The sequence below is a fragment of the Streptomyces sp. WG5 genome (genome assembly GCF_049974565.1).
Lineage (GTDB): Bacteria > Actinomycetota > Actinomycetes > Streptomycetales > Streptomycetaceae > Streptomyces.
The window spans coordinates 37361-50694 of record NZ_JBNGGC010000040.1; the positions used below are offsets into that span (position 1 = coordinate 37361).

Consider the following 13334-nt stretch of genomic DNA (forward strand, 5'->3'; position numbering starts at 1 on the left):
TCCACCCCACCGGGTGGAGGCCACGGTGCTTTGTCTCCCGGTCTCCCGGTCTCCCGGTCTTTCGGACCGCTTTTCGGCCACGGAGTGACGCATGTCACGTTCCCCGCAGGGGAATTGCTGGGGGCATGACAGATGACGCCAAGGCGAGTGGGCTGTCGGACGAGGAACGGCTGGCCCAGCTCGGCTACACCCAGGTTCTGGCCCGCCGCATGTCGGCGTTCTCCAACTACGCGGTCTCCTTCACCATCATCTCGGTCCTCTCCGGCTGCCTGACCCTCTACCTGTTCGGCATGAACACGGGCGGCCCCGCCGTCATCACCTGGGGCTGGGTCGCCGTAGGCCTGATGACCCTCTTCGTCGGCCTGGCGATGGCCGAGATCTGCTCGGCGTACCCCACCTCGGCCGGCCTGTACTTCTGGGCGCACCGCCTCGCGCCGCCCCGTACGGCGGCCGCCTGGGCGTGGTTCACGGGCTGGTTCAACGTGCTGGGCCAGGTCGCGGTGACCGCCGGCATCGACTTCGGCGCCGCGTCCTTCCTGGGCGCCTACCTGAACCTCCAGTTCGGCTTCGAGGTGACGCCGGGCCGCACGATCCTCCTCTTCGCGGCCATCCTGGTCCTCCACGGCCTGCTCAACACCTTCGGCGTCCGCATCGTCGGCCTGCTGAACAGCGTCAGCGTCTGGTGGCACGTCCTCGGCGTGGCGGTCATCGTCGGCGCGCTGACCTTCGCGCCCGACCAGCACCAGTCGGCGTCCTTCGTCTTCGGCGAGTTCGTCAACAACACCGGCTGGGGCAGCGGCGTCTACGTCGTCCTGATCGGCCTGCTGATGGCCCAGTACACGTTCACCGGCTACGACGCCTCCGCCCACATGACCGAGGAGACGCACGACGCGTCCACGGCCGGCCCCAAGGGCATCGTCCGCTCGATCTGGACCTCCTGGATCGCCGGCTTCGTCCTCCTCCTCGGCTTCACCTTCGCCATCCAGTCCTACGAGGGCGCCCTCACGTCCCCGACCGGCGCGCCGCCCGCGCAGATCCTGCTCGACGCGCTCGGCGCGACCGCGGGCAAACTGCTCCTCCTCGTCGTCATCGGGGCGCAGCTGTTCTGCGGCATGGCGTCGGTCACGGCCAACAGCCGCATGATCTACGCCTTCTCACGCGACGGCGCGCTGCCCTACTCCCACCTCTGGCACACGGTGAACCCGCGCACCCGCACGCCGGTCGCGGCGGTCTGGCTGGCGGCACTGGCCGCGCTGGTCCTCGGACTGCCGTACCTGATCAACGAAACGGCGTACGCGGCCGTCACCTCCATCGCGGTCATCGGCCTCTACATCGCGTACGTCATCCCGACCCTGCTGCGCGTCCGCAAGGGCGCCGCCTTCGAACGCGGGCCGTGGCACCTGGGCCGCTGGTCTCAGGTGGTGGGCGTGGTCGCGGTGACGTGGGTCGGCGTCATCACGGTCCTGTTCATGCTGCCCCAGGTCTCCCCGGTCACCTGGGAGACCTTCAACTACGCGCCCATCGCCGTCCTGGTCGTCCTCGGCTTCGCCGCGACCTGGTGGCTGGTCTCGGCCCGCCACTGGTTCCTCGACCCCGACCACGAACGCACCCGGGCCCGCGCGGCGGCCCGCGCGAGCGCCCCCGAGCCGGCGGACCCGTAGCCTCCGCTTCCCCGCACCCCCGCCGACGCGGCCGTGACCCCGATACCCGATCGGCGTCCCGGCCGTGTCGGGCTATGCTCGGTGTGGCAACATCACGCAGCACCGCGCAACACCCCCTGGGCCCTTAGCTCAATTGGCAGAGCAGTGGACTTTTAATCCATTGGTTGTGGGTTCGAGTCCCACAGGGCCTACACGTTGGACCCCAGCTCAGAGTAGGAATGAGCTGGGGTCCTGCCCGTTTTTTGCCCCCGTCGTGATCGCTTGCTGGCCCGTGGCTGGCCTGAGCGTGCGTGAGCGGGGCAGGGCGCCGCGGAAACGGAGCGGGCGGTCACTTCCGCTGTGGGATGACCGCCCTGCCCTGCGTCCGACGTCCTCTCCGTTCCCCGCCGGGTACGTCTGGCGCGGGGTGGGCTTGCAGTAACCGCGGAGCACGAGGACTTCGCCAGCGCCCGTGGGCGAATCGGTCATGATCCGCTTGGGCTCGCCTGCTCTTTTGACGGCGACATGATCGTCACGCCGCTGCTGACGCACAGCGTGGGCCACGACGCACTGACCCTGCACCTGCGGCGGCAGCAGGACGACGGCATGTTCGACAGGTTCGACTCCCACGTAGAGGAGCTGTGGGCCCGCGGGACGCCAGTGTGGGAGGAGCCCGATGGGCAGGCGTGACTACGAGGACGATCCGGCGGCACCGCCGGCCAACCAGGGCTTCGTGATGCACGCCGAGACAACAGATTCCACCGCAGCTCGTCGACGGTTCGCTCGACCATGGAGCCGGTGCCCGGATCGATCACCCGGAGCACCTGGTCGGCGCTGACCACGTGCCGGATAACCGGGATGACCCGGGCATGGAGCGCCAGAGCCACGTCCGCAGCTGCGGTGCGGTGGTTGGAGATCACCACTACGGGTCGGCCGTCGGTCGGCGCGCAGGCACGGACGAACGCCTGCCGGTAGGCGCCCCAGTCCGAGACCTCTTAGGCACGGGTGGGGGAGCAGCGGCCGGCGGCCGTTTCGCTGGGGAGTGCTTGGAGAGCGCCCGCCGGGCGCTGGTGGGGCCGAGGGGGCCTCGTGGCTGTGCGGAACCAGATCGTTCGTTTCAGGCACGAGGTCCTCGCCGTGCCGGGCCGCTTCAGATCGCCGGCCTCGGCGGCCGGGTGCGGTTACTGGTGCGTGGCCAGGAACGGCAGGAGGACGTCGGCCATCTCGTCGGGTACTTCCTCTGCGAGGTCGTGGCCGGCGTCGAAGACATGCCCGGTGACGTCGTGAGCCATGAGTCGCATCTGGGACTCGGCGCGGTCGCCGATGAACGCGGATCCGCCCAGCGCCAGGACCGGGATGTCCAGCTTCTTCTGTGCGGTCTGCCGGTTCTGTTCGGCGTCGATGAGCATGGCCCGGTAGATGGAGAGCATCGCGCGGATGCCGCCGGGCATGGAGTAGCAGCGCACGTATTCGTCGAGCGCGTCGGGGGTGGCGGTGTCGGGCCGGCTGCGCTCGTACTTGATCATGTAGGTGATCAGCTCGCGCTCGTGTCCGCTGATCAGCATCTCGGGTATGTCGGGCTGGAAGTAGAAGCCCAGATGCCACAGGTGCATGCCGCTGGAGACGTTCTCGGGGGTGAGGGCCGTGTGGTCCTCGAAGCCGAATCCGGGGAACAGTGCCTCGGCGAACACGAGAGCGGCGACGTGGTCCCGGTGGCGGGCAGCGAGCTGATAGCCGATCACCGCTCCCCAGTCCTCACCCACCACGGCGTATGTCCGGTGTCCGAGGTGGTTCATCAGCGCGGCGATGTCGTCGCTCATGGTGGCGGAGTCGTAGCCGTCCGGCGGTCGGGCGGAGTCGCCGAGACCGCGGAGGTCCGGCACGACGACGGTGTGGTGGGGCGTCAGCCTGGGAACGAGGTGGCGCCAGTGGTAGCTGGTCTTGGGTACGCCGTGCAGGAGCACCACCGCGGGGCCGGACCCGGCTGTGCGGTAGTGCAGACTCGTTCCGTTCACAGCGGTTCGGCCCGTGCGGACGGGCGTTCCTTCATGGTCGAACATCATGTTCTTCTTCAACCTTCTTGTTGTGCGTGGCGATGCGGGCGTCAGTGGGCTTGCGCGGGGTCGACGAGGATCGTCAGGTGGCTCGGTCCGGTGCCGTCCGCGGTCGTCCGGGCAGCGGGACGGCCGGCGGGGCGCAGGGTGAGGTTCTCCGGGTAGAGCCGGCCGAGCAGGGCCAGTACGACGAGGTCGTCTCGACCGGTGGCGTCCAGGGTGACGTCGCCGCTCTGCGTCCACACCAGTCCCGGCGCGCGCAGCGCGGACCAGGCGTCGGCGGTGCCGGATGCGTCGCCTGCGGCGGGGCTCTCACGTTGGGTGAAGCGGTGGCCGCGCAGGGCCTGGCCGAGGTCGACGTGGGCGGTGGTGCCGTCGTGGGTGACCTCGATGCGGGCGGTGCGGGTCCCGTCTGCGACCGGCGCGGTGACGGGACGGGCGGCGAGCGGGCCGGATGTGGTGATGGCGGGCGGCAGGTCCTCGACGAGGGTGCGGGGTGCGGCGTAGTAGTCCTGTACCTCGGCGACATACGTGGCGGCTTCACCAGCTGCATCGTGACCGGTCCGCCGCGGCGTCCGCGGAGCAGATCGGCTGCTGGAGGGGTGAGCAGGTGGCCCTAGCAGTGGCTGCGGACGACCAGGGGGCCGGCGGGCAGCGGTACCGGATCGGTGAGCAGCCTCTCCAGCGCCTCGGTCGCCCAGGAGGCGAGCTCCTGGCCGATCGTCTCGGCCTGCGCGCCCAGTTCGCGCGCCGCCGGGGCACTGTCCGGGCCGAGGAACAGCGGGAGGGAGGTCTCCCGGGAGCCGAGGGCGAGTGTCGCGAGGATCTGGCCCTCCAGCACCTCGCCGTCGGCGCTGGTGAGGGCGTTGTCGTCGATGATGCCCTGGAGCAGCGGCTCGGTGGCGGCGAAGAACTCGCGGGCGGTCAGGGTGGTGCCGGCCGCGGGGAAGGTGTTCCAGCGGCTTCCGCCGAGAGCGGGATTATCCGGGATGGATGTGCGGGGCATGGGTCCTCCGAAGTCTTCGATCAGGGTGCAAGCGGGGCGGGGGTGCCGGATCCCGTGCCCGGGCGGACGCCGTCGATTTTCTGGATCACCCGATATCGGCCGATTTTCTGGATCGCCTGTTACAGATTCCGGCCATGAAAAAGTCAGTCGAGGGCGGCCAGCGCGACCTCCACGAGGGGTTCGAGGGCGCGGACGTCGGGCGTGATCTTCGCGGAGACCAGCAGTCCGTTGAGGAAGGTGACGAGGAAAGCGGCGAGGGCGTACGGGTCGTGCCGCTCCGCGATCTCGCCCCGCTCCGCCGCGGCCCGCAGCACTTCGGCGAGTGCGTCCCGGCTGGCGTCCTGCATGTCGCGCACGGTGCGCCGGATAGCCGCATCCTCCGGCAGGCGCTCGCAGGCGGCATTGACCACCAGGCACCCCCGGCCGTTGTCCTGCGCGGCGATCCGGACCCGCTCGACCAGCATCGCGCGGATCGCCGACCGGGCGTCCGCCCCTTCCTCCAGACTGCGCAGGGCAGCCGCCGCGAGGGTGGTGCGGTAGTGCTCCAGAGCTGCCCGGTACAGGCCGTCCTTGTCGCCGAACGCGGCATACAAGGACCCCTGCCCGATCCCCAGGTGCCCGGTCAGGTCGCGCACCGAGGTGGCCTCGTAGCCGCGCGTCCAGAACAGCTCCATCGCGCGGCTCACCGCCGCTTCCGTGTCGAACTCCCGGGTCCTTGCCATGACCTCACCGTAACGTATCTGGATCGTGCGCTCAAGAAAAGAGCCTGTAGCCGCCCGGCCATTCGCTGACCTGCAGGCCGCCTCACGACGACTCGTCGGCGGCGTCCTCGGCGGTGTCCGGTCGCGCAGCGGGCGCAGGCCATGCCCGGGGCCGCTGGATTTGATGTTGAACACGTAGCGGAACTCTTCCCACTGGACCTGGACCTGTACCTGTACCTGGACCTGGACCTGGACCTGGACCTGCGTATCTCCCAGGCCCCCGCGGGTGTACGCGCCGACGCCGGCATAGGCGTCGGGGACCTGATCGCCCGTATCCGCGCTCGTTTCCCGGGGCTGGACGTCCTGGCCGACTCCACGTACGTGGAGTTGGAGGAGGCCCTCGCCCAGACCGACTTCCCGCTCACCTACGACCATCAGCGGAAGCGGTTCATGCCGCGGGTCCGCGAAACCGACGGCAGTCGTTACGAGCCCTCGGTGTCCATGCTCACCAGTACCGGCACCCTCATCGCGGCCGCGCAGAGCGAGCTGGCCGTGGGGAACGATCCTCGCCGGATCATGACGGCGCGATTGCAGGCCGCACGCCGGCGCGGCGGGTTCCTGGCGCTCACCGTCAAGGCGTCCGAACTCCCGGGCGTCGCGGAACGGCTGGCGGAGCGCTCCGACGTCGTGCCGGTCTCGCTGGACGACCTGTTCCTCACGGCGCTGCGGGAGCTGGCCGCGGAGAACGGCGTCGAGTGGCAGGCACTGCTGCGCGCGGACGCCGCGTTCGCCACCTCGGGCACACTCGGCGCGGGCCTGGCCTCCTACGCGCGGGCCGCGACCGAGCGGGTCGCCGAGCGGGCGGTCGCCCTCGCGGAACAGTCGGGTCCGCGCACGGTGCTCTTCGCCCACGAGGCCGCGCTCACCGCCCGTTACTGGGCGGCCGGCGGCCGGGAACTGCTGGTGGCGCTCCAGGCTGGAGTCACCCATTCAAGTTCAACCCCATGGCGCGCACTGTGCCGTTGGGCCGCCGCGGCTCTGAGCCAGACCGCGGTCTCGGGTACCGCACCGGTCGTCACCGCAATGCGTACAACGCCGGTGGTGGACGGGGACACCTGGACGATGCTCCCGTCCCTGGAATTACGGGCGACTATTGAGAGGCCAGCAGCCCCTGATGAGACGCGCATGGTCCATCCTGCGGTCTCGAAGAAGTCCCGCGCACGTGCCATCACCACGGCGGTCTCCTCTGTCGTGAGCGGTCGCGTCGACCAGAAGTGATGCGAGTACGTGTCCCTGCCGTCTTGGTAAGTGCCGATACCTTCGCCGTCCCGGGCTGATGCGTGGGGTACTCGAAGCGCGTCGTAGAGGCGACTGGAGTGCTCCAGCACACGGCGCTCCGCCTGTTCGTCGGTGACGGTCCGGAAGGAGGCAGGGTCGGCGGAGGCGGTGCTGTCGTCGGCGAAGCACGGTGAGGTCACACTGATGGACGCCAATCCTACCCCGTCCGCCCGGTCCACGACCCCAGTGAGGGCGGTCATCCAGAAGTCGTCGGGCACCGTGCGCATGCTGACGGACGGGAAAGGGTCGGACCAGTCGGCATCCGAACCCTGGAACTTGTATCCGCGCTCCACCCAGGCGTCTCGAGCCTGGCGCACCAGCTTCTTCGCTGCGTCATCCGGCACATCGGTCAGCTGGTACGTGATGCGGACCTGCACGCGCTCGCCGGGGGTGTGGTCGTCGGCCAAACAGGGACCGACTGGCCGCAATCCGGTCCGCTTGAGCGTCGGCTGGGGCGACATGATGTCCACGGCTTGGTGGATGACTTCTTCCGCGCGCTGGGTTGCCTGCTGCTCGTCCAATGCGACCTGTTTCGATGGTGTCCTGCTGCTGGTGCTTCCTGTCTGCCCCGATCCACATGCTGTCGTCCCGATCGTCATGATCAGTACAGCGATGACAAACTTCGTCTGGGACTGTCTCACGGAGTTCCTCCAGTCACGATTCTCGCCATGTGATTCAGTGAGTTTCCCTCCCAGTACTGAGAGTGAGCGGGCATTAAGCCGTCCGAACCCGGCAGCATGCCGTCAGCTACTGGAAATACTTGTCCGCCGAACTCATCGGATATCGGGTCGTTCCCGTACATGATCGAGTGGTCATCGAAGAGTCGCATGTACGCCTTCGGGTTCAGCGGCGCCAGAGTGCCGGCTGGTGGCGGGGCCAGGTTCACCAGGTCGTTCTGGGCGGTGGCCGCGAAAACGCGGTCAGCTCCGATGTTGAGTTCTTTGGCGTGGTCGACACCCACCCCGGGGCTGCCCACCAGGATCGCATTGTCCACGGGCAGGTCGGGGTGGTCTCGCATGGTCTCCCCGGCTACCAGGGTGCCGTAACTGTGGCCAAGAACAGTTGAGTTCACGCTCCCGTTGTGAACCGTGTCAATGCCGGTCAGGAAGTTACTCAACGGTTCGCGGGCGTTGTCGGCGTACTTGGAGTCGGTCGCATCACTGAGGAGGCCCTGCGGCGCGTCGTAACCGAGCCACATGATGGATGCGGTGCTGTGGGCGAGATCGGTCGAGTTCGCTCGGTCGTGGAGCACTTCTGCGCGGTTGATGTCGCCGTCGATGCTGCTCAGCTTGGAGCCAGTCCCGGGAACGTACGTCACGACGTTGTCCGCGGTGTCGGGGTTGCCGACGGAGACGATGACACGGCCGTTGTTCTTGTCGTCGAAGCCCAGCAGGTAGGGGCGGGTATTCTCGTCCACGTAGGTGTCGAAACGGCTCTGGATCGCATCCATGCCATCGACAGGGCCCTGCAGTTCCTTCCGCTTCTTCTCCCACTCACGCCATTCCTCGGTGGGAACTCTTGCCGTCCATCGCTCACCGGTCTGGGCGTTGATGATCTCGCGGTCGACGTAGGCCGGTTTGGGTTCCTTCGCCATCCAGGAATCCAGGTCGGTCTGCGCGACACCGCGAGCCTCTGCCAGCACGGTCCGATTTGCCTCGTCGCGCACAGTGGCGGGAAGCCCGTCCATCCAGCCGATTGAGTCGGGATGCACAGAGATGTAGGCAGCTTGCTGCTCTTCGGTAAGGCCGTGCCACCACTTGGCATTCTCCTCGGGCGTCCCCTGCTTGGGTGGCTCCCTGAACGAGTCCAGGTAGTCACCTGCTCCCTTGAGGACACCAGCGGTGTCTTCCTTCACGTCGACCCAGTCCGAGTCGGAGACGGTGAGGTCGTCGTCCGCCTTCAGCGCCCGCAGTTTCGGTGCCCATTTCTCGTCTGCTTCCGTCGCCTCTTTGAGAGCGGTGGCGATGAGGTCGGCGCAGTCCTGAGCGAGGCGGTGATTGGGGTTCGGGTCGAGGTTGGCCGCCTGCCGGCCGACGGCGGAGGCTGTGCCGTCCGTCAAGCCGCTCACCGTGCCGCCCGCCGGGGTTTTGCCGTCCCCGCCTTTGTCGCCTCCCGGCGGGTAGGAGACCGAGCCGTCGGCGTTCACGGTGAGTCCGGCCGCCTTGGCGCTCTCGAGGGCCGCGTCGAGCTTCCGCTTGGCCGCTTCCGTCTCGTACGAGAAGGCGTCGAGCGCGGTGCTCGCGAGGCCGCACTGCACCTGGATGTAGTGGAAGTTCTGGCTCAGTTCCCCCAACTGCTTGCCTGCCGCGGTGGCTGCCTCGCCCTCCAGCTGGGTCCTCATCGCCACCTGGATCCGGTTGTCGATGGCGTCCTTGGCCGCGCTGGCCATGTCAGAGGTGCTGCGGTAACCGCCGGCCGCTTCGGAGTACTCGGTGGGCTTGAGAGCCTTGAGCGTCGCGAGATCCATGTCTCGTTACCGCCCCTGCCCCTGCCCCTGACCGCCGACAGCCGGCGTATCCGCGTAGGACAGCGTCAGGGCAACGATTTCTGCTTCGATCGACTCGTCCGTCGCCACCTGGTCGGTGCCCGCCTTCACCAGGAGGCCGGAAAGCGTTCCGCAGCGTCCGCTGACGCGTTCCACGTAGGTCGCCCAGGACTCGTGGACATCCTTCTGAGCAGCAGCGGTCAGACAGCCGGCGTCGCTGCCGAAACCCGTCTGGCCGTCCTTGAGCTTCGCCATCGCCTTGCTGATGTCCTCACGCAGCGAGCCGATGTCCGTCCCGGCCTGTGTCCAGGCCGACCTGTTGGAGATGAGGTCGGCCTTGCCCCCGGAACGTTCCGCCGGTAACTGGTTCAGCTGCATGTGCGTGCCCTGCCGTTCGGCCGCAGCGGCCTTGAGCTGTTCCCATTCGTCCCATGCCATGCGTGGCCCCTCCCCTGTCCTACGCCGCCAAGCGGGTCGAAACGTATGACCGCACACTGCCGTGATCGATACGGACGGTAGCGACCTGTCACATTCGCATCATCCGTATCGGCCACCATGCCGTCTGAGTACTCGTACTCAGACGGAATCCGGCCACCCGACCAGGCCTGCGGCGCTTCTCATTCCGTTGAGGGAAGGGGGACTTCGGGCGGGCACTCAGCCCCGCTCCGGTGACCGGCGCGCGGCGGATCCACGGTACGGGGGGCAAGGAAGTCTTTGTCTCTAAGCTGTGGGAACGGTCCTGCCCCGAATCCGCGCGTACCCGGAGTTGACCCGACACGGCAGCGAACGAACCGCATCACGAGCCGAGTTCAGTGGCGGCCGATTCGGAAAGTCAGGACCGGTCCATGGATAAGATCCGAATGTGCCGGAGACCTTACAAGAGGATCAGTTCGCCAAGGCGGCGAAGCGTCACTTCGAGGACGCCGACTACGTTCACCGCGACAGCCGCCTGCCGACAGCCGACCACCTCTACGGCTTCGCGGCGGAGTGCGCGGTCAAGAGCCTGCTGCTGCGCTTCACGGATGTGGAGATGGGCCCCTCCAACAAGCCGGAGATCCCGCACCCCAGCACGCCCGAGGACGGTGGCGCGCCGCCCTCGCCGACGCCCTCTCGGGGCTGTGCCCGCCCGAGGTCGACGAGCGGGCGGTGCGCGGCCTGAAGTTCGGGGAGGCGTTGCCGCCCCGACTCGCGGCGGCGACACTCGCCGCCCGCACCTCGGACGTGACCAACGCCGAGACGGTCCTGGCCGAGCCGGTGCGGTTCGTCCGTCCCACCGACTCGTAACGCCGTCCCGTGTCAGTCAGCCCGTCCCACAGTCCCAGGCGTCCCACGCCTCCCACACGTCCCACCGGAGTGCCTGATGCCCCTCCCGTACGTCCTCCTCTCCGCCGCCGTCTCCCTCGACGGCTACCTGGACGACACCGGCCCCGACCGGCTCCTGCTCTCCTCCCCGGCCGACTTCGACCGGGTCGACGAGGTGCGGGCGTCCGTCGACGCGGTGCTGGTCGGGGCCGGCACGATCCGGGCGGACAATCCGCGGCTGCTGGTCAACTCGGCCGAGCGGCGGGCCGCCCGGGTCGCGGCGGGGAAGGCGGAGTACCCGCTCAAGGTGACGGTCAGCGCCACCGGGGACCTGGACCCGGCGGCGTCGTTCTGGCACACCGGTGGGGAGAAGGCGCTCCTGACCACGGACGAGGGCGCCCGGCGGGCCCGCGCCCTCGGTGTCGCCGCCGACGTCGTGCCGCTCGGGGCGGTACTCGACTGGCGGGCGGCGCTGGAGTACCTGCACGACCGGCGGGGTGTGCGGCGGCTGATGGTCGAGGGCGGAGGGACCGTGCACACCCAGCTGTTGCAGCAGGAACTCGTCGACGAACTGCAGCTCGCCCTCGCCCCGCTGATCGTCGGTGACCCGGACGCGCCCCGGCTCTTCGGGCCCGGCGCGTACCAGGGCGGGCGGCTGCGGCTGGTGGAGACGCGGCGCATCGAGGACGTGGTGCTGACGCGGTACCTGCCCACCGCACCCGGCACCGGCGACCGCGTGACCGCCGCCGACCGGCACTGGCTGGCGCTCACCTGCGAGCTGGCCGAGCTGTGCCCGCCGTCCGGGACGGCGTTCAGTGTCGGGGCGGTCGTGGTCGCCGCCGACGGGACGGAGCTGGCGCGCGGGCACTCGCGGGAGGGCGGCGATCCCGTCGTGCACGCCGAGGAGGCCGCGCTCGCGAAGGCGGACCCCGCCGACCCGCGGCTGGCGACCGCCACCGTGTACAGCAGCCTGGAACCGTGCGCCCGCCGCGCCTCCCGGCCCGCGCCCTGCGCCCGGCTCGTCCTCGACGCCGGGGTGCGCCGCGTGGTCACGGCCTGGCGGGAGCCGGACACCTTCGTACCGGGAGCCGACGGCAGCGGAGTGCTCGCGGCCGGGGGCGCCACCGTCGTCGTACTGCCGGAGTACGAGGAGCGGGCGAAGGCGCCGAACCGCCATCTGGAGGGGTAGCGGAGGGCAGCTGGGGGGGGTGGGGAGGTACGGATGTGCATTCCACCCCCGGGATGAAGTACAGTAAAGACACAACGACGCGGGGTGGAGCAGCTCGGTAGCTCGCTGGGCTCATAACCCAGAGGTCGCAGGTTCAAATCCTGTCCCCGCTACTGAAGACCGAAGGCCGGAATCCTTGAGGATTCCGGCCTTCGGTGCGTTCGCGTTCGCGTTCGCGACACACGCACCCGCTCCGTCACCCGGTCGGCCCTCACCGCTCGCCCCCCACCCCCGCTCCGGGAAACCTGGACGAAGGGACGGCAAGCGGCGCAGACGTGCGGGGTGGCGGGAGGCCAGTGGTGCGGCCAGGTGACGTGGACGACGAGGGGACGTACGCCAGAGCCGGCGGCCGACTCCCCGGCGACCCCGTGCCCGACCCCGGCGTCGGAGACGTCCCGGAGCCACCCCGGCCGGGCGCAGGCCCGCCGCGGGCGTGGCGGACCTCGTACGGGCGGGCCGTCGTACGCCTGCTGCCCGTACTGCTGATCGTCGTCGCCATCCTGTACGACCTCTTCACCCCGAGGTACTTCACCGCAGGCCCCCTCTACACGGCCGCGCCCCTGGTCGCCGCCCCGATCTACTCCCGGCGCGGCACGGCGCTCACCGGTGCCGCCGTGGTCGCCGCCGTCGTCGGGCTGCAGCTGAGCAAGGGCGTCATCCACTACGTCGACTCCCTCACCGAGCTGATCACCATCGCGACGGTCGCCGTGCTCGCCGTCCTCGTGAACGGCTTCGTCCGCCGCACCGGCGAGCGCCTCGTCTCCGTGCGCGAGATCGCCGAGGCCGCCCAGCGCGCCGTGCTGCCCGAGCCCGCCGAGCGGATCGGCGGCTTCGAGATCGCCGCCTGCTACGAGGCCGCGCAGGCCGACGCCTTCATCGGCGGCGACCTCTACGCCGTACAGGACAGCGCGCGCGGCATCCGGCTCATCGTCGGGGACGTGCGCGGCAAGGGCATGGGCGCGGTGGGCGCCGTCGCCGTCGTGATCGGCGCCTTCCGGGAGGCCGCCGAACAGGAGGCGACGCTGGAGGCGGTGGCGCAGCGGCTGGAGCGGGCGCTGGCCCGCGAGGGTTCCCGGCGGGACGGCCTGGACGCCTTCGAGGGATTCACCACCGCCGTGCTCGCCGAACTCCCCCACGGCGACGGGGTCGTCCGCATCGTCAACCGAGGCCACCCGCCGCCCCTGCTGCTGTACGCCGACGGCACCCTGCGCCCGCTGCCCGCCCGGGAGTCGGCGCTGCCGCTCGGCATGGGCGAGCTCGGCGTGTGGCCCGACCGTGCGGAGGAGGCCGACTTCCCCGGTGGGGCCACACTGCTGCTGTACACGGACGGAGTCTCGGAAGCCCGGGACGCCCAGGGCGAGTTCTACGACCCGCAGGCGCGGCTGGCCGGCCGCGTCTTCCGGCATCCGTCGGAGCTGCTCGGCACCCTCGCCGACGACGTGCGCCGGCACTCCGGGGGCGGCATGGCCGACGACATGGCACTGCTCGCCGTACGACGGCCCTGACCGATGTCACGGGACGTGACCGGCCGACCGCCCTCCGCATAACAACTGACACACCATCAGAAAGTTGTGACGCGA

At 69.4% G+C, this 13334-nt stretch carries 13 protein-coding genes and 2 tRNA genes; 9 read left to right on the top strand and 6 right to left on the bottom strand.

Annotated elements, in window-relative coordinates:
- Positions 1-125 precede the first annotated feature (125 nt).
- The 3 genes from ACP4IX_RS31325 (at position 126) to ACP4IX_RS31335 (ending at position 2330) form a co-directional block, all read left to right on the top strand.
- Positions 126-1661: an amino acid permease gene (locus tag ACP4IX_RS31325; RefSeq protein WP_426557884.1), complete on the top strand. Its 1536-nt coding sequence runs from the start codon at positions 126-128 to the stop codon at positions 1659-1661.
- A 118-nt stretch (positions 1662-1779) separates the two neighbouring features.
- Positions 1780-1852, top strand: a tRNA-Lys gene (locus ACP4IX_RS31330).
- 313 nt (positions 1853-2165) lie between these two features.
- Positions 2166-2330: a hypothetical protein gene (locus ACP4IX_RS31335; RefSeq protein WP_426557885.1), complete on the top strand. Its 165-nt coding sequence runs from the start codon at positions 2166-2168 to the stop codon at positions 2328-2330.
- Positions 2331-2821: 491 nt separating this feature from the next.
- Here ACP4IX_RS31335 and ACP4IX_RS31340 read toward each other — a convergent pair whose 3' ends face one another.
- The 4 genes from ACP4IX_RS31340 to ACP4IX_RS31355 form a co-directional block, all read right to left on the bottom strand.
- The gene (locus ACP4IX_RS31340; protein ID WP_426557887.1) at positions 2822-3703 is read right to left on the bottom strand and encodes an alpha/beta fold hydrolase; all 882 of its coding nucleotides are present in this window, start codon (positions 3701-3703) and stop codon (positions 2822-2824) included.
- A gap of 41 nt (positions 3704-3744) precedes the next feature.
- Positions 3745-3939 carry a hypothetical protein gene (locus ACP4IX_RS31345; protein ID WP_426557889.1) on the bottom strand — a complete coding sequence of 65 codons (195 nt, stop codon included), beginning with the start codon at positions 3937-3939 and terminating at the stop codon, positions 3745-3747.
- Between the two features lie 371 nt (positions 3940-4310).
- The gene (locus ACP4IX_RS31350; protein ID WP_426557891.1) at positions 4311-4700 is read right to left on the bottom strand and encodes a hypothetical protein; all 390 of its coding nucleotides are present in this window, start codon (positions 4698-4700) and stop codon (positions 4311-4313) included.
- 143 nt (positions 4701-4843) lie between these two features.
- The gene (locus tag ACP4IX_RS31355; protein WP_426557893.1) at positions 4844-5422 is read right to left on the bottom strand and encodes a TetR/AcrR family transcriptional regulator; all 579 of its coding nucleotides are present in this window, start codon (positions 5420-5422) and stop codon (positions 4844-4846) included.
- A 141-nt stretch (positions 5423-5563) separates the two neighbouring features.
- Here ACP4IX_RS31355 and ACP4IX_RS31360 point away from each other — a divergent pair, with 141 nt between their 5' ends.
- Positions 5564-6679 (top strand): hypothetical protein, encoded by a 1116-nt coding sequence (locus ACP4IX_RS31360; RefSeq protein ID WP_426557895.1) that lies wholly within the window; start codon positions 5564-5566, stop codon positions 6677-6679.
- Between the two features lie 697 nt (positions 6680-7376).
- Here ACP4IX_RS31360 and ACP4IX_RS31365 read toward each other — a convergent pair.
- Together ACP4IX_RS31365 and ACP4IX_RS31370 are read right to left on the bottom strand one after the other, a co-directional pair.
- Entirely contained in the window at positions 7377-9206 is a 1830-nt protein-coding gene (locus tag ACP4IX_RS31365; RefSeq protein WP_426557897.1) for an alpha/beta hydrolase, read from the bottom strand.
- A gap of 6 nt (positions 9207-9212) precedes the next feature.
- The gene (locus tag ACP4IX_RS31370; protein ID WP_426557899.1) at positions 9213-9662 is read right to left on the bottom strand and encodes a hypothetical protein; all 450 of its coding nucleotides are present in this window, start codon (positions 9660-9662) and stop codon (positions 9213-9215) included.
- A gap of 424 nt (positions 9663-10086) precedes the next feature.
- On the opposite strand from ACP4IX_RS31370, the gene ACP4IX_RS31375 reads away from it, so the two are divergent.
- The 5 genes from ACP4IX_RS31375 (at position 10087) to ACP4IX_RS31395 (ending at position 13259) form a co-directional block, all read left to right on the top strand.
- The gene (locus tag ACP4IX_RS31375) at positions 10087-10383 is read left to right on the top strand and encodes a hypothetical protein (RefSeq protein WP_426557901.1); all 297 of its coding nucleotides are present in this window, start codon (positions 10087-10089) and stop codon (positions 10381-10383) included.
- On the top strand, positions 10371-10508 hold the full coding sequence (locus tag ACP4IX_RS31380; RefSeq protein WP_426557903.1) for a hypothetical protein: 138 nt from the start codon (positions 10371-10373) through the stop codon (positions 10506-10508). Before ACP4IX_RS31375 ends, ACP4IX_RS31380 begins: the two co-directional genes overlap by 13 nt.
- A gap of 76 nt (positions 10509-10584) precedes the next feature.
- Complete coding sequence (locus ACP4IX_RS31385; protein ID WP_426523041.1) at positions 10585-11715, top strand: dihydrofolate reductase family protein; 1131 nt, start codon at positions 10585-10587, stop codon at positions 11713-11715.
- A gap of 78 nt (positions 11716-11793) precedes the next feature.
- A tRNA-Met gene (locus tag ACP4IX_RS31390) sits at positions 11794-11867 on the top strand.
- A gap of 201 nt (positions 11868-12068) precedes the next feature.
- Positions 12069-13259 carry a PP2C family protein-serine/threonine phosphatase gene (locus tag ACP4IX_RS31395; protein ID WP_426557905.1) on the top strand — a complete coding sequence of 397 codons (1191 nt, stop codon included), beginning with the start codon at positions 12069-12071 and terminating at the stop codon, positions 13257-13259.
- The last annotated feature ends 75 nt before the right edge of the window (positions 13260-13334 follow it).